This window comes from Streptomyces sp. NPDC054932 (assembly GCF_053610205.1).
Window position 1 is genome coordinate 1 of record NZ_JBSGXU010000133.1, and the last position, 20,686, is coordinate 20,686.

19 protein-coding genes are annotated in these 20,686 nt (G+C 72.2%); 7 read left to right on the plus strand and 12 right to left on the minus strand.

Annotation, left to right across the window (positions count from 1 at the left end):
• The first annotated feature begins 141 nt into the window (after positions 1 to 141).
• Both ACWGE1_RS28645 and ACWGE1_RS28650 read left to right on the plus strand, forming a co-directional pair.
• On the plus strand, positions 142 to 786 hold the full coding sequence (locus tag ACWGE1_RS28645) for a phosphatase PAP2 family protein (protein ID WP_453423354.1): 645 nt from the start codon (positions 142 to 144) through the stop codon (positions 784 to 786).
• 102 nt (positions 787 to 888) lie between these two features.
• On the plus strand, positions 889 to 1,527 hold the full coding sequence (locus tag ACWGE1_RS28650; protein ID WP_453423355.1) for a TetR/AcrR family transcriptional regulator: 639 nt from the start codon (positions 889 to 891) through the stop codon (positions 1,525 to 1,527).
• A 2-nt stretch (positions 1,528 to 1,529) separates the two neighbouring features.
• Here the strand turns inward: ACWGE1_RS28650 and ACWGE1_RS28655 are convergent, their stop codons facing one another.
• Complete coding sequence (locus ACWGE1_RS28655) at positions 1,530 to 3,014, minus strand: LVIVD repeat-containing protein (protein ID WP_453423356.1); 1,485 nt, start codon at positions 3,012 to 3,014, stop codon at positions 1,530 to 1,532.
• A gap of 75 nt (positions 3,015 to 3,089) precedes the next feature.
• On the opposite strand from ACWGE1_RS28655, the gene ACWGE1_RS28660 reads away from it, so the two are divergent.
• From ACWGE1_RS28660 to ACWGE1_RS28670, 3 genes are all read left to right on the plus strand, one after another.
• The gene (locus ACWGE1_RS28660; protein WP_453423357.1) at positions 3,090 to 3,791 is read left to right on the plus strand and encodes a DUF305 domain-containing protein; all 702 of its coding nucleotides are present in this window, start codon (positions 3,090 to 3,092) and stop codon (positions 3,789 to 3,791) included.
• A 52-nt stretch (positions 3,792 to 3,843) separates the two neighbouring features.
• Entirely contained in the window at positions 3,844 to 5,208 is a 1,365-nt protein-coding gene (locus ACWGE1_RS28665; RefSeq protein WP_453423358.1) for an FAD-dependent oxidoreductase, read from the plus strand.
• 140 nt (positions 5,209 to 5,348) lie between these two features.
• Complete coding sequence (locus tag ACWGE1_RS28670; RefSeq protein WP_453423359.1) at positions 5,349 to 5,912, plus strand: prealbumin-like fold domain-containing protein; 564 nt, start codon at positions 5,349 to 5,351, stop codon at positions 5,910 to 5,912.
• Between the two features lie 20 nt (positions 5,913 to 5,932).
• Here the strand turns inward: ACWGE1_RS28670 and ACWGE1_RS28675 are convergent, their stop codons facing one another.
• From ACWGE1_RS28675 to ACWGE1_RS28685, 3 genes are all read right to left on the minus strand, one after another.
• A complete protein-coding gene (locus ACWGE1_RS28675) occupies positions 5,933 to 6,280 on the minus strand; it encodes an ArsR/SmtB family transcription factor (protein ID WP_453423360.1) in 348 nt (115 codons plus the stop codon).
• A 142-nt stretch (positions 6,281 to 6,422) separates the two neighbouring features.
• Positions 6,423 to 7,523, minus strand: coding sequence for an NADH:flavin oxidoreductase/NADH oxidase (locus ACWGE1_RS28680; RefSeq protein WP_453423361.1), 1,101 nt, complete (start codon positions 7,521 to 7,523; stop codon positions 6,423 to 6,425).
• Positions 7,524 to 7,599: 76 nt separating this feature from the next.
• Positions 7,600 to 8,922 carry a wax ester/triacylglycerol synthase family O-acyltransferase gene (locus ACWGE1_RS28685; protein WP_453423362.1) on the minus strand — a complete coding sequence of 441 codons (1,323 nt, stop codon included), beginning with the start codon at positions 8,920 to 8,922 and terminating at the stop codon, positions 7,600 to 7,602.
• Between the two features lie 235 nt (positions 8,923 to 9,157).
• On the opposite strand from ACWGE1_RS28685, the gene ACWGE1_RS28690 reads away from it, so the two are divergent.
• On the plus strand, positions 9,158 to 10,249 hold the full coding sequence (locus ACWGE1_RS28690; protein WP_453423363.1) for a WD40/YVTN/BNR-like repeat-containing protein: 1,092 nt from the start codon (positions 9,158 to 9,160) through the stop codon (positions 10,247 to 10,249).
• Between the two features lie 99 nt (positions 10,250 to 10,348).
• Here ACWGE1_RS28690 and ACWGE1_RS28695 read toward each other — a convergent pair whose 3' ends face one another.
• The 8 genes from ACWGE1_RS28695 to ACWGE1_RS28730 form a co-directional block, all read right to left on the minus strand.
• Positions 10,349 to 12,697: a methyltransferase domain-containing protein gene (locus ACWGE1_RS28695; RefSeq protein ID WP_453423364.1), complete on the minus strand. Its 2,349-nt coding sequence runs from the start codon at positions 12,695 to 12,697 to the stop codon at positions 10,349 to 10,351.
• The gene (locus ACWGE1_RS28700; protein WP_453423365.1) at positions 12,694 to 13,389 is read right to left on the minus strand and encodes an antibiotic biosynthesis monooxygenase family protein; all 696 of its coding nucleotides are present in this window, start codon (positions 13,387 to 13,389) and stop codon (positions 12,694 to 12,696) included. Before ACWGE1_RS28700 ends, ACWGE1_RS28695 begins: the two co-directional genes overlap by 4 nt.
• A 34-nt stretch (positions 13,390 to 13,423) precedes the next feature.
• Positions 13,424 to 14,446 carry a methyltransferase gene (locus ACWGE1_RS28705; RefSeq protein WP_453423366.1) on the minus strand — a complete coding sequence of 341 codons (1,023 nt, stop codon included), beginning with the start codon at positions 14,444 to 14,446 and terminating at the stop codon, positions 13,424 to 13,426.
• Between the two features lie 126 nt (positions 14,447 to 14,572).
• On the minus strand, positions 14,573 to 15,691 hold the full coding sequence (locus ACWGE1_RS28710; protein WP_453423367.1) for a DegT/DnrJ/EryC1/StrS family aminotransferase: 1,119 nt from the start codon (positions 15,689 to 15,691) through the stop codon (positions 14,573 to 14,575).
• Entirely contained in the window at positions 15,688 to 16,131 is a 444-nt protein-coding gene (locus ACWGE1_RS28715) for a sugar 3,4-ketoisomerase (protein WP_453423368.1), read from the minus strand. The genes ACWGE1_RS28710 and ACWGE1_RS28715 overlap by 4 nt, the downstream gene beginning before the upstream one ends.
• The gene (locus ACWGE1_RS28720; RefSeq protein ID WP_453423369.1) at positions 16,131 to 16,910 is read right to left on the minus strand and encodes a class I SAM-dependent DNA methyltransferase; all 780 of its coding nucleotides are present in this window, start codon (positions 16,908 to 16,910) and stop codon (positions 16,131 to 16,133) included. The genes ACWGE1_RS28715 and ACWGE1_RS28720 overlap by 1 nt, the downstream gene beginning before the upstream one ends.
• The gene (locus tag ACWGE1_RS28725; RefSeq protein ID WP_453423370.1) at positions 16,907 to 18,046 is read right to left on the minus strand and encodes a nucleotide disphospho-sugar-binding domain-containing protein; all 1,140 of its coding nucleotides are present in this window, start codon (positions 18,044 to 18,046) and stop codon (positions 16,907 to 16,909) included. The genes ACWGE1_RS28720 and ACWGE1_RS28725 overlap by 4 nt, the downstream gene beginning before the upstream one ends.
• A 304-nt stretch (positions 18,047 to 18,350) precedes the next feature.
• The gene (locus ACWGE1_RS28730) at positions 18,351 to 18,821 is read right to left on the minus strand and encodes a MarR family winged helix-turn-helix transcriptional regulator (RefSeq protein WP_453423373.1); all 471 of its coding nucleotides are present in this window, start codon (positions 18,819 to 18,821) and stop codon (positions 18,351 to 18,353) included.
• A gap of 223 nt (positions 18,822 to 19,044) precedes the next feature.
• On the opposite strand from ACWGE1_RS28730, the gene ACWGE1_RS28735 reads away from it, so the two are divergent.
• Positions 19,045 to 20,601 carry a DHA2 family efflux MFS transporter permease subunit gene (locus ACWGE1_RS28735; RefSeq protein WP_453423374.1) on the plus strand — a complete coding sequence of 519 codons (1,557 nt, stop codon included), beginning with the start codon at positions 19,045 to 19,047 and terminating at the stop codon, positions 20,599 to 20,601.
• Positions 20,602 to 20,686 lie beyond the last annotated feature (85 nt).

Consider the following 20,686-nt stretch of genomic DNA (forward strand, 5'->3'; position numbering starts at 1 on the left):
CCGCCCGCCTTACCCGCGCCGGCGCCCATCCGGCCCGGCCCTGCGCCCCCCGCCCTTCCACCGGGCGCCCGGCCCCCAAGCACAAGACACCCCTAGTGCGCCCCGGCGCCGCCCGGGGGGCGGCGGTGCGAGGATCGCACCATGCGGAATGATCCCTTTCGGTGGGCGGGCGTCGGCTGTGCGCTGCTCGCGGCGGTCCTGACGGCGCTGGTGGTCGTGGGATGGCAGCCCCTGCTCGCGTACGACGAACGGGTCGCGCGGGATCTGCACGCGCATGCCGTCTCCCACCCCGGGGTCACGCAGTTCATGCGGGTGCTCAGCGACTGGGTGTGGGACCCCTGGACCATGCGGGCCCTGGCGGCCGTCGCCTGTGTCCTGCTGTGGTGGCGGGGCGACCGGGGGCGGGCGCTGCGGGTGGCACTGGCGACGCTGGCGGCCACGGCGGTGCAGCAGGGACTCAAGGCGCTGGTGGGGCGGGAGCGTCCGGTGTGGTCGGATCCCGTGGACTCGGCGCAGTACGCGGCCTACCCGTCGGGCCATGCCATGACGGCGACGGTGGTGTGCGGACTGCTGCTGTGGCTGCTCCCCCGTCCGGCCCCGGCGTGGGCGCCGGCCGCGTGGGCGGTGGCGGTGGTCTCGGTGCTCGGGGTCGGCTTCACCCGGGTGTACCTCGGGGTGCACTGGGCGTCGGACGTGATGGCGGGCTGGCTGCTCGGGGTGGCCGTGGTGGCTCTCGCGACGTCCGTGCCCGTCCGCCGACGCGGCTGCGACCCGGTGGAGCGGTGAGGGTGCGGCGTGCCTGCCCTGGATGATCCCCCGTGTCACCCAGAGCAGGCGACCCCGCGCGCTGAGTATATTGGCCGGTAGCCAGTCAACGCAGGAGTAAGCATGTCCCCGCGCAGCGCATCGGTCAATGAAGAATTGCGCAGACGTTCCCGGGAGCGGCTGCTGCAGGCCACGGTCGAACTCGTGGCCGAGCGTGGCTACGAGGCCACGACGCTCGGCGACATCGCCGACCGGGCGGGCACGGCACGCGGCCTGGTCTCGTACTACTTCCCGGGCAAACGGCAGTTGCTGCAGTCGGCGGTGCACCGGCTGATGCACCTCACCCTGCACGCCGCGCTGGAGCGGGAGCCCCGCAGTGAGGACGGGCGCGAGCGGCTCGCGCGCGCCATCGACGCCGTCCTCGGGCTCGCCCGGGACGAACCGCTGCTGATGCGCACGCACATGGCGGGCATCCTCACGGCCGAGGGCTTCGTGCAGTGCCCCGAGCAGCAGCGGCTCGCGGAACTGATGCGCGACACCGTCGTCCGGTACGGCTCGGCGGACCCGGACGCGGACTATCCGCTGCTGCGGGCCCTGCTGATGGGTGCGGTCGTGGCGGTCCTGCTGCCCGGCGCCCCGATGCCGTCGGCCACGCTGCGGGCCGAGCTGTTCCAGCGCTACGGGCTGGACTGGGAGCTCGGCGTTCCGCCGGACGGCGGGCCGCCCGGCGGAACGTTTCCCTCACAGCTGTCGCACCCTTGACGTCAGTGGTACTCGGGCTGGGTCTGCACGTTGAGCCGGTCCATCCGCACCCACTTGGCGCTCTCGGTGCGCCAGTCGTCGAGCCGCAGCACGTCGAGGCCCTTGGCGATGTCGTTCGAGTAGATGTGCCCGTTGTAGTAGTACGCCGACCAGGACCCGCCGAGTCCGAGCCGGTCCGTCGTCAGCGGTCCGCGTTCGAAGTAGGCGATCTCCCTGGGCCGGGTGGAGTCGGTGAAGTCCCACACCGAGACGCCGCCCTGGTACCAGGCCTGCACCATGATGTCGCGGCCGCCGCCGACCGGGACCAGCGAGCCGTTGTGGGCCACGCAGTTCTCCGTGTCGGCCTGGTGGCGCGGGATCTTGAAGTAGCTGCGGAAGGCGAGCTTGCGCTGGTCGCCGCGGCCGGTGATGTCGTAGATCCCGTCGGCGCCCCGGTCGGGACCGGTGGCCTCGTTGCAGGTGGCGCCGCCACCGCCGCCGAGTTCGTCGGTGAACACCACCTTGTTCGCCCGCTCGTTGAAGGTGGCGGAGTGCCAGAACGCGAAGTTCACGTTGTCCTGCACCCGGTCGATGACCCGCGGCTGCTCGGGCCTGCTGATGTCGAAGAGGATGCCGTCACCCATGCAGGCGCCGGCGGCCAGGTTCTTCGACGGCAGCACGGTGATGTCGTGGCAGCCGGTGGTCTTGGAGACGCCGGGGTTGGTGGGCGCGCCCGGGTTGCCGCCGTCGGGGAAGAGGATCGGGAACGCGACGACCGCGGCCTTCGTCGGCGCCTTCTTCGGGACCTTCACGACCGAGATGCCGTCGTGCGGCGGCTTGCAGTCGGGGAATGCCTCGTTCGGGGAGTACGAGGCGACGTACAGGTAGATGTCGCGGTTGCCGGGCACCAGGGTGTGGGTGTGCGAACCGCAGGCGGTCTCGACGGACTTGATGTACTTGGGGTTCTTCTTGTCCTTGATGTCGAAGATCTTGATGCCCTCCCACGAGGACTTCTCCGTGGCGGGCTGCGAGACGCTGTTGCAGGAGTCGTCGCTGCGCGAGGAGTCGGTGGAGAGGAAGAGCAGGTCGCCGTGGACGGAGACGTCGTTCTGGCCTCCGGGGCAGAGCACCTGGCTGACGGTCTTCGGTGCCTTCGGGTTGGCGATGTCGTAGATGGTGAAGCCGTTGTAGCTGCCCGCGTAGGCGTACCGGCCCTGGAAGGCCAGGTCGGAGTTGATCCCCGTGGGGTCGCTGCTGGGGATGTTGGCCAGGGGTTTGATGTTGGCGCTGTGCACGATCTCGTCCTGGCCGGGGATGTCGCCGGGGGCGAGCTCCCTGCCCTCGGCGAGGCCCGCGCCCTGCTGGTTTCCGCCGCCGGGCGTTAAGTCGCCCGGGTCGGGGGTGGCGGCCGCCGGTCCGGCTGCCAGGAGCGTTGCGAGGAGCCCGGCCGCGGCGACGACCACCCCCGTCCTCCTGTTTCGTACCCGCCTGGTGTGTAGCGAGGTCACTGTGCCTCCCATGGGAGCCCGATCGGCTCCGCCCGCGAGGGAGCGGAACCAGGACCCCGGCAGTATCTTCCCTTCATGGACATGGCAAAAGACCTCAGGGGTGGTCACCGCCGGGCCTTACCGGCGCGACCCGTCCGGTTCGCCGCGGTGGCGGCGGCCACCGCCGGCCTCCTGCTGACGCTCGCCGGCTGCCAGGAGGACCCGGGAGCCGACCGGGCCGACGACGGGCGGGCCACGGTCGTCGCGCCGGGCAGACCGGGCGAGAAGGCCCGTCACCTCACCCCCGAAGAGGCCGCGAAGGCGAAACCGGACGACAGCCCGAACGCCGCCGACCACGCCTACGTGTCGCGCATGATCGAACACCACCGGCAGGCTCTGACCATGAGCGCACTGGCCCCGGAGCGGGCCGCGGCGGACGGGGTCAAGCGGCTGGCGGAACGGATCACGGCGGCCCAGAAGCCCGAAATCGGGGCGATGGAGAAGTGGTTGGCCCTCCATCCCGCACCGGCGGCGGGCTCCGGCGGGCACGGGCCGGGCCACGACCACGGCGCGATGCCGGGCATGGCGACGGAGCAGCAGCTCAAGGACCTGACACAGGCGGCCGGGGCCGACTTCGACCGGCTCTTCCTGGGGCTCATGACCGCCCACCACGAGGGCGCCGTGAAGATGGCCGGCGAGGCTCTGGCCGGCGGGAACAACGTGGCGGTGGAGGAGATGGCCACCGAGGTGGTGGCCACGCAGAGCGCCGAGATCCACCGGATGCGTGCGATGGGCTGACGGCACCGGGAGCCGGTGTCATGCTGGGACCACCTGCGGGAGGAGCTCCGCCGTGCTTCGTATCGCCGTCGTCGGATCGGGCCCCAGCGGGGTCTATGCGGCCCAGACGCTGGTGCAGCAGCGCGAGGTGCCCGGGGTGCGGGTGGACGTGCTGGACCGGCTCCCCGCCCCGTACGGGCTCGTCCGGTACGGGGTCGCCCCGGACCACGAGAAGATCAAGTCGCTCCAGGGCAGCCTGCGCACGGTGCTGGAGGACGAGCGGATCCGCTTCCTCGGGAACGTCGAGGTCGGCGGGGAGCGGCTGACCACCGCCCGGCTGCTGGAGCTGTACCACGCGGTGGTGTACTGCGTGGGCGCGGCCCGGGACCGGATGCTGGGCATCCCCGGCGAGGAGCTGACCGGGGTGCACTCCGCCACCGCCTTCGTGTCCTGGTACAGCGGACACCCGGACGCCGCGGCCGAGGCATTCGACCTGCCCGGGGTGGACGCGGCGGTCGTCGTCGGGGCAGGCAACGTGGCGGTGGACGTGACACGGATCCTGGCCCGGGGCACGGCGGAACTGGAGCCGACGGACATGCCGCAGGCGGCGCTCGGTGCGCTCGCGGAGAGCGGGGTGCGCAGGGTGTCGATGGTCGCCCGACGCGGGCCCTCGCAGGGCAGGTTCACCACCAAGGAACTGCGGGAACTGGGCACGCTGCCGGGCGTGGACGCCTGGGCCGACGCGGCCGAACTGGCCCTCGATCCCGTGTACGACGATCCGGCAGCGGCCGCCGCCCTGCCGGCGGTGGCGCGGCGGAACCTGGAGGTGCTGCGCGGCTGGGCCGGGGCCGGCCCGGGCGGGGGGCCGCGCCGGATCGCGCTGCGGTTCTATCTGCGCCCGGTGGAGATCCTGGGCGGGCCGGACGGCCGGGTCACCGGGATGCGCTTCGAGCGCACCGCCCCGGACGGGCGCGGCGGGGTGACCGGGACGGGCGTCCACGAGGACGTCGAGGCGCAGTTGGTGCTGCGCTCGGTGGGGTACAAGGGCGTCCCGCTCGCCGGGCTGCCCTTCGACCCGGCGAAGGGCACCGTCCCGCACGCGGCGGGCCGGGTGCTGCGCGCGGGCCGGGCCTCGGTCGGCGAGTACGTGGCGGGCTGGATCAAGCGCGGCCCGACCGGGGTGATCGGCACGAACCGGCCCTGCGCCAAGGAAACCGTGTCCTCGCTGCTCCAGGACGCGGGGGCGCTGGCCGGGCGCGACCTTCCCGGGGACCCGCTGGACGCCCTGCGGGCGGCGGGGCTGCACCCGGTCCGGTGGCCGGGCTGGCTGGCCATCGAAGCGGCGGAGGCCGATCTGGGGCGCTCACTGGGCCGCCGCTCGGTGAAGATCCCCGACTGGCAGGGCCTGTTGGGCGCGGCGGGCCCGGGCCGGGCGTAGGCCGTCTCCCGCGGAAGTGCTTCCGGGTGGTCCTGCGGCCCCAATGCCCTCGGGTGGGAGTGTCGCCGTCCCGGCCCCGCGCACACGGGCCGATCATGTCGCTGGAACGAAGGCCCGGAGCAGTATGCGGATGGAGTGTCATGGCACCGAACGGATTCCGCCGGTCATGGAGCGGGTGGCGGCCCTGGGTCCTCGGGGTGGCGACGACGGCGCTGCTGGTTTCGGCGCCCTCGTACGCCGCTTCGGCGGCCGGGGCGGTCACAACCGGCCGGAACAGCCAGCCGGACATCGCGAGCCGGGCTGCCGGGACTGCCGCCCGGTGCCCGGACCACTGCGAGGGCCCCGGTGTGCCCCTCGGTGACGTCACGGTGATCAAGGAGGACGGGGCGACCGGCAACCCCCTGGCCGGCGGCGTCCTCCAGCTCTGGGAGGAGACCAACGGCATCCCGGGACTCCAGCCCACCGGCAGCGACCCGGACACCTCCATCGGCGACACCTGCACCACCGCGGCCGACGGCACGTGCACCCGCACCCTGCCGACCGGCGTCTACTACTGGCAGGAGACCCAGGCCCCGCCCGGCTACGACCTGCCCCTCAACCCGGTGTTCGGCCCGCTGGTACTGACGGAGGAGAACATCTCCGAAGGCGTGACGGTGACCGCCGACAACACGGCCACGCCCGTGACCGCCGGTGAGGTCGCATAACCCGCCACCCGCGCCGCGGCTCAGGACGCGAGCCGGGCCGCCTCGGCCGCTGCCGCCGCGAGGACGCTGTCGAGGAGGCCGGGGAACAGCGCCTCCAGCTCCTCCCGGCGCAGGGCGTTGAGCTTGGTGGTGCCGCGGTAGGCCTGGCGCACGACGCCGCTCTCGCGCAGGACGCGGAAGTGGTGCGTGGTCGTGGACTTGGTGACCGGCAGGTCGAAGTACGAGCAGGCGAGGTCCTCGGCCGAGGCGGCCAGGTCCAGGACGATGGACAGCCGGACCGGGTCGGAGAGCGCGTGCAGCACGCCCTCCAGGCGGATCTCGTCGGCCTCGGGGTGGGCGAGGGTGCGGGAGGTGTCCCGTTCCGTCATGTCCCTGCTCCACTCACTCGGTTCGCTCCGGTTGCTGCGGCTCCCATCGTACGAGAGGCGTCGAAGGAGGCGGGGCACCGCACGGATGTCGGTGGAACTTGGCGGTACGGCTCCGGCCCGGCGGGCCGGAGCCGTACCCGGATCACCAGGAACGGTGGTACTGCTCGGGCGTACGGATCTCCCCGCCCAGCTCCTTGGCCGCGCGGCGGGCCCAGTACGGGTCGCGCAGCAGTTCCCGGCCCAGCAGGACGGCGTCGGCCTCCCCGTTGGCGAGGATCTTCTCGGCCTGCTCCGGTTCGGTGATCAGGCCGACGGCGGCCACGGGGAGGGCGGTGGCGGCCTTGACGCGGGCCGCGAAGGGGACCTGGTAGCCGGGGCCCACGGGGATCTCCGCGTGCGGTGCGAGGCCACCGGTGGAGACGTCGAGCAGGTCCACCCCGTGCTCCAGCAGCAGATCCGCCAGCCGGACCGTCTCGGCGGCGGTCCAGCCCTCCTCCTCCAGCCAGTCGGTGGCGGAGATCCGGAAGAACAGCGGGAGCTCCTCGGGCCACACCGCCCGCACGGCGTCGACGACTTCGAGGGCGAAACGGGTGCGGTTCTCGAAGGAGCCGCCGTACGCGTCGGTGCGCCTGTTGCTGGACGGGGAGAGGAACTCGCCGATCAGGTAGCCGTGGGCGCCGTGGATCTCGACGACCTCGTAGCCCGCGGCCAGCGAGCGCTCGGCTGCGGCGGCGAACTGGCCGGTGATCTCCCGGATCTCGTCGACCGTCAGCTCGTGCGGCACCGGGTGGCCCTCGGAGTACGGCAGGGGGCTCGGGGCGAGCGGCTGCCAGCCGTGCGCCTCGGGCCCGACCGGGCGCCCGCCCTTCCAGGTCCGGTCGGTGGAGGCCTTGCGGCCGGCGTGCGCGATCTGGATGCCCGGGACGGTGCCCCGGGCCTTGAGGAAGGAGGTGATCCGGCGCAGCGCCTCGACCTGGGTGTCGTTCCAGATGCCGAGGTCGTAGGGGGAGATCCGGCCCTCCGGGGAGACGGCGGTGGCCTCCTGGATGATCAGGCCCGTGCCGCCGGCGGCGCGTGCGGCGTAGTGCGAGAAGTGCCAGTCGTCGGCCACGCCCGCGTTCGGCCCGAACGCCTCGGCGCTGTACTGGCACATCGGGGCCATCCAGACCCGATTGGGGATGGTGACGGAGCGAAGCGTGCAGGGCGCGAACAGGGCGGCGAAGGCGGCGGGTGCAGCACTCATCAGGCTCTCCAGATACGACCGGACATGCCGGGGATCGACCAAGTACGAGGAACACCGTACTACGAATTTCCTCGTACTACGAGACCTCTCGTACAAGTGCGTCGAGCTCCGCGCGCAGCGCCCCGGCCAGGGCCGCCAGATCCGGGACGGCCGCCGCGTCGGCCACCAGTCCGTAGTGGACCGTCCCCTTGTACGTGGAGACCGCGACGGCCAGCGACTGGCCGCGGGCCAGCGGAGCCAGCGGATAGACCTCGTGGACCGGGCTGCCGCCGAGGGTGAAGGTGAGGCCCGGCAGCGGGACGCTGGTGACCAGGATGTCGAAGAGCAGCCGGGCCGCCTGGGCCACGAGCGGGCCGCCGAGGCGGTGGCCCAGCGGGTGGACGTGATCGGCGAGCAGGGCGACGGCCCCGGCCCCCCGGGCGGGTCCGGCGTCCTTGTTGCGGTCCATGGCGGCGCGTACGTGGTCCAGGCGGCGCAGCGGATCGGACTCGGCGAGCGGCAGCCGGAGCAGATAGCCGGAGAGCCGGTTCCCGGCGCCCCCGGAGCCCCCGGGCCCGCGGCGGCGGGAGACCGGGATCAGGGCGCGCGGCCCGGGGCCGTGGGGTTCGGGGTCGCCGCGCTCGGCCAGCCAGCGCCGCAGGCCGCCCGCGACCACGGCGATGAGCACGTCGTTGACGGTGCCGCCGGCCCCCTTGCGGACCAGGTTGACCTCGTCCAGGTCCAGCGCGAGGGCGGCCACCTCACGGGTGCCGGCGCCCGTGAGGTCGGCGGTGAGCGCCGCCGGCACGCCGAGGGGCAGCCCGGCGCGGGCCACGGCGGCGCCGATCTCCAGGGCCTGGCCGACGTCCTGTACGCGGGCCGCCAGGGCACCGGGGAGCCGGCGCAGGACGGAGCCGCCCCGCTGCTCGGGGACCGGGCGGGCCGGCGGGCGCGGGGCCGTCCCCTCGTCGAACAGGGTGGCGGCGAGGGCGAGCGCACCCAGGCCGTCGGCGAGGGCGTGGTGGAACTTGAAGAGCACCGCGAAGGAGTCCGGGTCGGGTCCGGCCAGTACGTGCGCCTCCCACGGAGGCAGCGCCCGGTCCAGCGGCCGGGCCATCAGCGGTCCGGCGGCGGCGTGCGGGACGTCCTCGTCCGTACGGACGAGGAACACGTGCCGCGCCGGGTCGAAGCCGGGGTCCGGCGACCAGGCGGCCGCCCCGACCGGCAGGAGCACGTCGTGGATCCGGCGGCGCAGGCGCGGCACGCCGGCGCAGCGGGCGGCGAGCAGGCCGGCGGCCCGCTCGGCGGCGCCGGGGCCGGTGGCGCGGAAGACGGCCAGGGCGCCCAGGTGCATGGGGTGGTCGGCGGATTCGATCCGCCAGAAGGCGAGGTCGAGCGGGGACAGGTGCTCGGTGACCACATACGTCCTCTCGCGTGCAGCGGCGAAGACCTGAAGTCAATCCATTCCGGACACCCCCATGCAAGTAGCAATCATTTCAGGGGAGTAAATGACCGGTAAATGATCGGCATTAACCCTCCTGTCAGCGGCTCCGCGCCGTCCGCCGGGCCACTGTCAGCGGGCGGGTGCAGACTGGCCGGAAAGATGCTCCGCAAGGAACGCCCGCCAAGGACGACGAGGTCCGGAGGTGCCGGTCATGACCGACGCAGTGCTGCTCGTGGGAACCCGCAAAGGACTCTTCATCGGCCGTCGCCGGGACGACGGGCCGTGGGAGTTCGGCGGACCCCATTTCAATGCCCAGGCCGTCTACGCGGTCGCCGTCGACCGGCGGGGTCCGGTGCCCCGGCTCCTGGTCGGCGGGCACAGCACGCACTGGGGGCCGTCCGTCTTCAGCTCCGACGACCTCGGGGCGACCTGGCGGGAGCCCGCGGCGCCCGCCGTGAAGTTCCCCCAGGACACCGGTGCCTCCCTGGAGCGGGTCTGGCAGCTTCATCCGGCCGGTCCCGAGGCCCCCGACGTGGTGTACGCGGGGACGGAGCCGGCCGCACTGTTCCGCTCGACCGACCGGGGAGAGTCCTTCGAGCTCGTCCGCCCGCTGTGGGAGCACCCGAGCCGCGGGAAATGGGTGCCGGGCGGCGGCGGTGAGGGCCTGCACACGGTGATCACCGACCCGCGCGACCCGGACGCGGTGACCGTGGCCGTCTCCACCGCCGGGGTGTTCCGTACCAGGGACGGCGGGGCGAGCTGGGCACCCTCCAACGACGGGGTCTCGGCGGTGTTCCTGCCGGACCCGAATCCCGAGTTCGGCCAGTGCGTGCACAAGATCGCCCAGGATCCCGGGAACACGGACCGGCTGTACCTGCAGAACCACTGGGGCGTCTACCGCAGCGACAATGCGGGGGGCCGGTGGACCGACATCGGCGGCGGCCTGCCCTCCGACTTCGGCTTCGCGGTCGCGGCCCATCCGCACCGGCCGGACACCGCCTACGTCTTCCCGCTCAACGCCGACTCCGACCGGGTCCCTGCCGAACACCGGTGCCGGGTCTTCCGCACGCAGGACGCCGGCGCCACGTGGGAGCCGCTGGCGCGCGGGCTCCCGGCCGGGAACCACTACGGCACGGTCCTCCGGGACGCGCTGTGCACGGACGACGCCGAGCCGGCCGGCATCTACTTCGGCAACCGCAACGGCGAGGTGTACGCGAGCCACGACGACGGCGACAGCTGGCAACTGCTCGCCGAACACCTGCCCGACGTGCTGTGCGTGCGGGCGGCCACGCTGGACGGGTGAGCGCACCGCCGTGGAGACGGGTCCGGCCCGGGGCCCCTGCGGGAGGGAGCCCCGGGCCCGCCGACGGTCGGCGGCCGACGGCCGACGGCGTGGACGGACTCAGCCGCGACGCTGCGCGGTCACGTGCCAGACCGGCATGGTCGCCTTGCCGAACTCGTCGAGCACCAGGCCCTCGATCCCGTCCGCCTCGGCGCCGGCCTGCGGGTACTCCGCCTTGATCATGGCCGAGACGTCCTCGGCCCCGAGCGAGCTCGCGTACGTGGCGGGCTCGACCGACACCACGTCCCACACGCTCCCGACGACGTCGCGCAGGCTCCGGGCGCTGTGCCGGTGCGGTCCGGGGAACGGCGCCTCCAGCTCCTCGGCGAAGCAGAACATGTGCAGCCGGGCCCCCGGCCGGCACGCATCGTGCAGGACCGCGAGGTAGGGCAGGCGCTCGTCCTCGGCCAGGGCGTGGAAGCACGCGCTGTCGACGACAGTGTCGAAGCGGGCTTCGAGACCCGACAGCCGGGTGGCGTCCCCGACGACGAACTCGACCTCCACGCCCTGGGCCGCCGCACGCCGGCGTGCCTCGTCCACGGCCGTCCCGGACACGTCGACGGCCGTGACGCGGTGCCCCTTCGAGGCCAGGAACGCAGCGTTGTCCCCGAGCCCGCAGCCGACGTCCAGGACGTCCCCGGTGATCAGCCCGGCCCCGTGGACGGCGACCAGGGCCGGCTGGGGCCTGCCGATGTCCCAGGGCTGGACGGGCGGCGCGTCCTCGTCGCCGACGTACATGCGCTCGAAGTCGTACCGGTCGGGAATGTGCTCGGTGGAATAGGTCATGGAACTCTCCGCTGCTCGGTTCGTGGACCGGACGGGCTGCGCGGGGCCGGAGGACGGCAGCCGCACGGACAGGTCGTGGTGGAACACGTCGCGGGGATCCCAGGTGGCCTTGACCACTTGCAGCGCCGCGTAGTTGTCCTTGTAGTAGAGCTGGTGCCAGGGCACGCCGGAGGTGTTCTGCTCCGGGTCGGCGAGGTCGATGTCCGGGTAGTTGATGTAGGACCCGTCCGCACGGTCACCGGAGACCGGCACGCCGCCGGTGTCCGCGTACAGCCCCGCGTAGAGCCCGCGCACCCAGGCGATGTGCGCGTCGTCCTCGGCCGGATCGCTCCAGGCAGCCGAGTAGGCGGCCTTGATCACCGAATCGCGCTGGGCCGAGGCGGTGTCCGCCGGGGCCACGGCGTTGATCGCACCGCCGTAGCCGTTGAGCATCATCAGCGATTCGCGTCCGAAGTAGTCCTCCCCGGTGAAGGACCGGTAGAGGGAGGCGATCTGCTCGTCGGTGTGCACATCGCGCAGGTACGCGGCCTTGGACTTGGACCGCGCCCCCAGCACGGGGCCGGAGTCGCCCTGGCCCATGTACCGGACCCCGGTCAGCCACGGCAGGCGGGTTCGGAACACGAACGGCGCGCACCCCACCCCTTCGTCGACGGCCGCGAGGAACGCGTCCAGTGCGGCCTCCGCGTCCGGCGCGGTGGCGTCCATCTGCACGTACATGGTCAGGTCGCCGCCCGAGCGGTGGCGGACCCACAGCGATGCGAAGAGCCCGGCGAACGATGAGTCGACGCCGCTGTGCTCCACGTGCCAGGCCATGAAGTTGCCGATGAGGCGGGTGAAGGCGGGCAGGTCGAGCTGCTCCCAGGACCAGTTGACCATCGCGATCAGCAGCGCGGCGGGCGGCTTGGGCAGCAACTCGGAGGGGTCCGTCCCCGACGCGCCGGGCGAGCGCATCCAGAACCGCGTCACGATGCCGAAGTTGCCCCCGCCCCCTCCGGTGTGCGCCCACCACAGTGCCCGGTTGGGGTCGTCCGGTTCGCGGGTGGCCACCACCGTGCGGACCGTTCCGCACGCGGCGACGTGGACGACCTCGACCGCGTACAGATGGTCGGCGACGAGGCCGTGCATCCGGGACAGCGGGCCGTACCCGCCACCGGTGATGTGCCCGCCCGCGCCGACCGCGGTGCACACACCGGCGGGCAGGGTCACGCCCCAGTTCCGGTAGAGCGTCTTGTAGACGTGGCCGACGGTCGCGCCCGCCTCGATCGCGACCGCGTCGTACTCCGGGTCGTGGTAGACCTGCGACATCAGCGAGAGGTCGATGACGACCCGGACCTCCGGGTCGGTGACGAACGCCTCGCCGCAGTGGCCGCCGCTGCGCACGGCGACCCGTTTGCCCGCGGCGAGGGCCCGTTCCAGGGCGTCCGCGACCTGCTCGGTGGAGCTGACCAGCTCGATGTGGTCGGGCCGGCCCGCGAACCGGTAGTTGTCGCCCCGCACCAGCTCGTCGTAGCGGTCGTCCTCGGGTCCGACGAGGACGTGACCGGGCACCGGACGACCCGACCCCGCCGGGACGGCGGGGTCGGGGGCGGGGGCCGCGGAGCCCTCGGACACGGTGGCGGTCACCGGTCACCCGCCGGCTCGCCGGCGGCCGACCGCGCGTACACGACCTCGTACGTGTTCGACGACCGTGACGTCAGCAGCGGCCCGGCCTCGGCGCGCATCGACCGTGCGTGCGCCGGGCGCTCCGCCTCCGGCATCGTGTGGAACGCCTCGTACGCCGCGCGGCTGTCCCACTGGGCGTAGTTGACGACGAAGTCGCCGTCGAGACCGCGCAGGATGGAGTGGGACCGGTAGCCGGGCACGCCCTGCATCCAGGCGTCCGGCCTGGCGAACAGCTCCACGAGCCGGGCCTGGTTCGCGGACTCGACGCCCATGATGACGATGACCGTGAAGTCGTCGCGGTCGGGCGAGATCTCGATCCGCTCCACGGCGGGGTGCAGGTGGGTGGCCACCACCTCGGTCTTGAGCAGGTGGACCGAGGTGGTCAGATCGGTGAAGTGGGGCACCGTGTTGTGCTTGAAGTTCTCGCCCTCGTAGCGGTCCTGCAGGTCGGCCACGCTGCGCCACTGGATGTAGTTCGCGGCGCAGGGGCGGTCCAGGCCGCCGTGCAGGGTGGACGAGCGCCACCCCGGGTAGTTCGCGCCTTCGATGATCCCCTGCATCGTGTCGAGCAGGGTCTTCTGCCCCTCGCGGGTGGCGGTGTCGAACAGGTTGAACACCGTGAGCGATCCGTTGTCCGGCGTGATGAATGGCATGTCTTCGGGTTCCTCCGGTTGGCTCGGGTCGGGATCAGGCCCGGACGGCTTCGACGACGCTGTGCAGGCCTGCCCGGACGATCCGGGTCAGCCGGAGCCCGGCCCCGGCGAAGAGTCCGGCGAACTCGGCCTCGGTGCGCTGCCGGCCGCCGCACAGCACCAGCATGTTGAGGTCCATCAGCGTGACCGTCGGCGACGGTTCGCTCCGCTCCGGCATGACGGCCTCGACCAGCAGGACACGGCCGCCCTCGGCGAGGGCGGCACGGCAGTTGGCCAGGATCCGCAGCGCGTTCTCGTCGTCCCAGTCGTGGATGACGTTCGACAGCAGATAGGCGTCACCGCCGGTCGGCACGGAGTCGAAGAAGTCGCCGCCGACCGTTTCGACCCGGCCGTCGACGCCGAGTTCACGGAACGTCTCCTTGGCACCGACGACGACGTCGGGCTGGTCGTAGAGGACGCCGCGGACCTCCGGGTTGGCGGCGAGCACCGCGGCGAGCAGCGCGCCGTGTCCGCCCGCCACGTCCACGAGGGTGCCGATGCCGCTGAAGTCGAACGCGCCGACGACGGGGGCGATCAGCTGGCGCGACGCCTCGGTCATGGCGTCGTCGAAGACGCCGGAGACGTCGGTGCGGTCCCGCATGAAGTCCCAGACGTTCTGTCCGTGCACCTTCTCGAAGGCGGGTTCGCCGGTGCGGACACTGTCCGCGAGGCCGACCCAGGTGTTGCGATCGGCAGCGAGACCGGTCCACCGCGCGAAGTTGCGCATGGAGGCCGGCGAGTCGCTGCGGAGCGCCTCGCCCACCTCGGTCAGGGCGAAGACCGCGCCGTCGTGCTCCTCGAAGAGCCCGATGTCGGCGCAGGCGCGCAGCAGCCGGTGGAGCGTGGGCGCGTGCGCACCGACGGCTTCCGCGATCTCGTCAACCGGGCGGGCGCCCCCGGCCAGGGCGTCGGCGACGCCGAGTTCGGCGGCGGCGCTCACGGCGGCGGCCATCCAGCTCGACGTGACGAGCTGCAGGACGCGGACGGAGGGCGGGGGCTTCGGGTGTGAGGACTGCATGGGGAGCGGACCCTTTCGGTCGCGGGTTCGGTGGGGTGGGCGGGCCGTGCCGGGAGCGGCCGTACGGCGGCGGCGGTACGCCCTGTACGTCTCTGCGCCGGTGAGCCCTGTGGGCCGGTGGGCCGGTCAGCTCGTCCGGACGAGGGCCGCGGCGCGCACGGCGGCGATGACCTGCGCGACGTCCTCGTCGGACAGGTGCGGTCCCATCGGCAGGCTGAGGACCTGCTCCGCGATGGACTCCGCGAGGGGGTGGGTGCCGGCCGGCCAGGTGGCGGCGTCGGCGTACGCCTGCGAGAGGTGCACGGGGACCGGGTAGTGGATCAGGGTGCCGATGCCCGCCTCGGTGAGGCTCTGCTGCATCGCGGTCCGGTCGTCGCAGCGGACGACGAACAGGTGCCAGGCGTGCTCGGCCCAGGGGGCCACCTCCGGCAGGCGCACACCGGGCAGGTCGGCGAGTTCGGCCCGGTACCGGTCGGCGATCTGCGCGCGGCGGGCGTTCCAGCGGTCGAGGTGCCCGAGCTTGACCCGCAGCACGGCCGCCTGCAGTTCGTCGAGCCGGGAGTTGGTGGCGCGGATCTCGTGGTGGTACTTGCGCCGGGAGCCGTAGTTGCGCAACAGCCCTAGCCGGTCGGCCAGTTCACCGTCGGAGGTGACCACGGCCCCGCCGTCGCCGAGCGCTCCGAGGTTCTTGCCGGGGTAGAAGCTGAACGCGGTGGCGGTGGTTCCGGATCCGATCCGGGCACCCCGGTGCCGGGCGCCGTGCGCCTGGGCGGCGTCGTCCACGAGCGCCAGCCCGTGCCGGTCCGCGATCCTCCGCAGGGCGGCGAGGTCCGCGGGCTGGCCGTAGAGGTGGACCGGCATGATCGCCCGGGTGGAGGGGGTGATGGCCGCCTCCACCAGGGCGGGGTCGAGCAGGTGGGTGCCCTCGTCCACCTCGACCGGGACCGGCGTCGCCCCGGCCTCCGACACCGAGAGCCAGGTGGCGATGTAGGTGGCGCTCGGGACGATCACCTCGTCGCCCGCACCGATCCCGAGGGCCCTCAGGGACAGTTCGAGCGCATCGCATCCGCTGCCCACGGCCACGCAGTGCGCGGCCCCGCAGTATGCGGCGAACTCGGCCTCGAACGCCGCCAGTTCGTCGCCCAGCAGGAACCATCCCGAGTCGACCACCCGGTGGTACGCCGCGTCCAGCTCCTCGCGGATCTCGGCGTGCGGGGCCTTGAGGTCCAGGAAGGGGACCTTCATGCGAGCAGCTTCGCGTCGGCCGTGAACTCCCCGTACTCACGGTAGTAGTCGGCCTCGTCGTAGTGCTCGGAGGCCAGTACCAGGGCGATCGCACCCTCCGAGAAGTTGACGAGGGAATTCCACACCATCGGTCCGATGTAGAGCCCCTGGTTCGCGTTGTCCAGGTGGTACACGGAGGTGCCGGTGGCGTCGTCGACGGCGACGTCGAAACTGCCGCGGACGGCGATGACGAACTGCTCCAGCCGGCGGTGCGCGTGGTCGCCGCGCACCGATTTCACCGGCAGGTCGTAGAGGTAGAAGAAGCGCTTGATCTCGAATCCGATGTCCTTGACGCCCTCGACGATGGACAGGCTCCCGCGGTCGTCGACGACCGTCTGGAGGTCCATCAGCGTGCAAGGACGTACCTGGCCGACCGAACCGGTCGCCGATGACCTGGTCATCACCACTCCTGGGCTGTAGCGCTGGACGGGACGGGTGACGCGCCGGGCGCGACGCCGACGAACAGGCCGCGGCCGGACGGGCCTCCGGCGGTGTACGCGACGGTGAGGCCGGCCCGCTCGAATGCCTGCTCGTACTGCTCCCGGGTAAAGAGGGACAGGACGTGGGTGTCGTGGAAGCGGCGCAGTCCCGCGGCCGGTTCGCCCACCGTGTACTCGACATTCATCCGCGTGGTGGCGCCTTCGCGCACGGTGTGCGAGACGCGGGCGATGGTCCGTCCGTCGACCACGACGACGGCGCCGCCGACGTACCCGTCGAGGAACTCCTCCGGGAACCACCACGGCTCGACCACCACCACTCCGCCGGGCGCCGTGTGCTCACGGAACACGCGCAGGGTCCGGTCGAGTTCGGCGGCCGATCCCATGTAGCCGATGGAGCTGAACAGGCAGGTGATCGCGTCGAAGGTGCGACCGAGGCCGAAGGAGCGCATGTCGTCCCGGTGGACCGCGATGCCCGGGAGCCGCCGCACCGCGAGGGCGTGCATCCAGGGCGACAGCTCCACTCCTTCGACGTGGTCGACGATCTTCCGCAGGGCCTCGAGGTGGGTACCGGTGCCGCAGGCCACGTCCAGCAGGCTGGAGATGTCGGACCGGTGTTCCCGCAGGACCCGCACGATGGCCTCGGCCTCGGCGGTGTAGTCCTTGCCGCGGCCGCGGTAGACCGCGTCGTAGATCTCTGCGTGCTCCGCGCCGTAGGCCTGCTCCGCGCTGGAGGTGGTCATCGGCGCACCAGCCCTTCCAGGTCGGCGACGACGTCGTTGGGGGTGGGCAGCGAGCCGATCTCCTGTGCGAGTTCCCGCGCCCGGCGCCGGTAGCCGTCGTCGGAGAGGACCTTGCGGCACGCCTCGAAGGTGCCGTCCGGTGATCCGTCGCCCCGGTGGAGCACCACGCTCGAACCGTGCTGCTCCAGCATGCGCAGCGAGTCCTCGAAGGCGACGAACTGGTTGAGGACGACCTGCGGTGTGCCCGCCGCCATGGCGTTGAGTGCGGTGAGGCCGCCGCTGTGCACGATCGTGTCGCAGGTGCGGACGAGGAACTCCAGGGGTACCCAGCCGCTGCGCACCCGCGGGAAGCGGGCGCGCAGCTTCTCGCTCGCCTCCTCGTTCGCCGCGACCACGATCTCGGCGTCGAGTTCGGAGAGACGGGACACCAGTGCGCAGAGGTGGTCGAACACCTCGGGCATCGCGGTGCGGAAGCTGCCGTAGGTGACGCACACCCGGGGACGCTCGGCCGGCGTGTACATCCATGGTTCGAGCGTCCGCTGGCGGTTGCCCGGCACCCACCGCATCGGGCTGCCGGGGCGGGCGCCCGGCGGGAGCAGGCTCGGCGGGCAGATGTCCAGGAACAGGTCCGGCTCGGGCAGCCGGCCGAGGTCCAACAGGTCGAGTTCCGGGGCGAGTTCTTCGTTGGCGTACGGTTCGGCACCGTCGAAGTGCAGCCAGTCCCATGCCTGGCGGACGTACGGGATGCCGAGGTGGGCGGCCAGCAGACCGGCGGCGTGGGCGTCGGTGCCGCCGACCACGAGGTCCGGGCGCCAGTCCTTGGCGAGCTGCAGCAGCGCGTCGAGGCTCACCGCCGCCTGACGGCCGAACCAGCGCCCCACGTACGGCAGTTCCTGATCGGGGGACCACGGGAACTCGATGGGTCCGCCCGGCCGGTTCAGCTGCTTGATGCTCTCCGTGGTGTGGCCCGCGGCCACGGGCACCGGAGGCAGTCCGACGGACTCGATCGTGGGGGTGAGCTCGTCGAAGGCAGCGACGATGATCTCGTGCCCGGCGTTGCGCACCGCGGTCGCGAGCGGGGCCAGGGCGAACACGCCGGCCGGACTCGTTCCTGCGGCGATGAAGAGGACTTTCATGCGTCTCCTTTGGTCTGGCCGTCTCGAAGGCATGGCTGCGCCGCCCCGCCCGATGTCGTTCGGACGTGGGTGATCACGCCTTGCGGGAGGCGGGCGGGAGCGGAGGAACCGGTGCCCGTGAGGAGGGACGGCTCCCGACTTCACGAGCGGGGATTCGTCGGGCGGTTCGCTCGGCCGGTCCAGGGGGACACCGGTGCGAAGACGGGTGTCGCGCTGGAGGGTTATCGGCGGAGGAGGCGGAACGGGGCCTCTGGGCACACACGTTCCAAGATGAAAGCCATCTTCTTCGCAGCAGGTCGGACTGTCAAGCACCCCGCGGGGAACGGGCTCCCGGACGCTGTCCCCGGTATTCGTTCGAGAGCAGCGAATCCATGGTCCCGCGCAGGTGGTCGATGAAGTCCTCGAACTGCCGCAGCCGCTCAGGGGCGTACGTGGACATCTCCGCGGCCATGCGGACGGCGTAGGCGCCGAAGAACTCCTCCGCGCGCGGCCTGACATGGGCGCTGCTGCGCACGGTCACGATCCTGCGGTCGGCGTGCTCACGGGTGCGGGCTATGTGCCCCGCCTCTTCGAGGCGGTTCAGGAGGGCGGCCGTGGCGCCGGAGGACAGGGAGATGCGTTCGCTCAGCCGGGCCGGGGACAGGGGTGCGCCCTTGTCCTCGGCGTAGAGGATCTCGGCCAGGGCCGCGGCGTCGGTCGAGTGCAGCCCCAGCCAGGCGGCGAAGCGCTGCGTGAACTCCGTGTAGTTCGCACCGAACGCCCGCAGTCCCTCCATGAGCCGGTCGCGCTGGGCCTCGAGGCCGTCGAATTCGGGCTTCTCCACTGTCGTACCCCTTCCGATCCGCGCCGGCGACGCGGGCTTCTCCGCTCGGTTGACAACCCGACCCGTGCAAACTACCTTCACCGTGAAGATACCCTAGAGTGGAGGCATCTTGAACACCTCAGCAGACCCGGAGTCCCCCCCTACGAGCCGGTGGTTAGGCCTCATCGCCGTATCTCTGGGTGTGGCCCTGATCGTCGTGGACATCACGATCGTCAACGTGATCCTGGCTCCGATCATCGAGGACCTCTCGGTCGACTCGGTCGAGGCCCAGTGGATCCAGGAGTCCTACGCGATCGTCTTCGCCGCGCTGCTCCTGCTCACCGGACGCCTCTCCGACCTGCACGGCGCCCGCAAGATCTTTCTCATCGGCCTCGCCGTGTTCGGCGCGACGAGCCTGCTGGCCGCGGTCGCACCCAACGGCGGCCTGCTGATCCTGGCCCGCTTCCTGCAGGGCATCGGCGGAGCCATGATCCTGCCGTCGTCGCTGGCCATGGTGAACGCGTCCTTCACGGGCAAGGCCCGGGGCCAGGCGTTCGCGATCTGGGGATCGACCATCGGCGCCGCCGCGGCCGTCGGCCCGCTGCTGGGCGGCTGGCTCGCGGACTTCTCCTGGCGCTGGGCCTTCGGCATCAACATCCCGCTGGTGGCCCTGATCACCGCCGGCATCCTGATCTACCTGCCCGCATCGCCCCGCACCCGGGGCCGTGTCGACGTCACCGGCAGCATCCTGTCCGTGATCGGGCTCGGCTTCCTGGCCTTCGGGCTGATCGAAGGCCGCAACTACGGCTGGCTGATCACCACCGAACCGCTGGAGATCGGTGGGCTCTCGTGGAGCGGCGGCCCCTCCCCGGTGCTCGTCTCGTTCATCGTGTCGGCCCTGGTCCTGATCGCCTTCTGGCGACGGCAGACGGCGCTCGGCCGCAAGAACGACGAGCCGCTGATGGACGTGCGGCTCTTCTCCATCCCCTCGTTCCGCAACGGCAACGTCGTGACGCTCATCGTCGGCCTCGGCGAGTTCGGCATCATCGCGGTACTGCCCCTCTGGCTGCAGTTCGCCCTGGACTACAGCGCCTTCCAGGCGGGGCTCGCGCTCGTCGCCCTGGCCGTCGGCAGCTTCTGCGCGAGCGGTGCGAGCTTCTCGATGTCGGCCTCCGCCCTGACGCAGGTACGGATCGGTCTGCTCCTCGAAGCCGTCGGCCTGGTGCTGCTGGGCCTGATCGCGGCCACCGACAGCGCCTGGTGGCTGATCGCGATCGCGCTGTTCCTCTACGGCATCGGGGTCGGGTTCGCCACGGCCCAGGTCACCAACATCGTCCTCGTGGACGTGCCCGCCGAGAGTGCGGGGCAGGGGTCGGGCATCCAGAGCGCGGCGCGCGAGCTGGGTTCCGCACTCGGCATCGCCGTCCTCACGACGCTGTTCTTCAGCACGCTCGCCTCGACCCTCCAGGACCGGCTGACCGGCGCCGGACTCGCCGACAAGGACGCCGAGCAGCTCAGCGGAGTCGTCACGGACACCGCCGGATCGGTGATCCCGTCCCTCTCGGCCGACCCGTCGACCGCATCGGCCGCGGACGCGGCACGTGAGGCGATGACCGTCGGACTCGAGCTCTCCAGCTACGTCTGCGCGGGACTGCTCGTACTGGCGCTCCTGGCCACGCTGTTCGTCGCGCCCAGGACCGCGGCCGCCGACGAGAAGCCCGAGCCCTCGCTGCAGGAGCCGAGCCCGCACTGAGTCCCGCGCGCCCCCCGTGGGTGCGCGGCCGACCCGGGGGCCCCCCGCGGCGGCGCCCCCCGGACCACCCCGGCGCCGGGGGTTG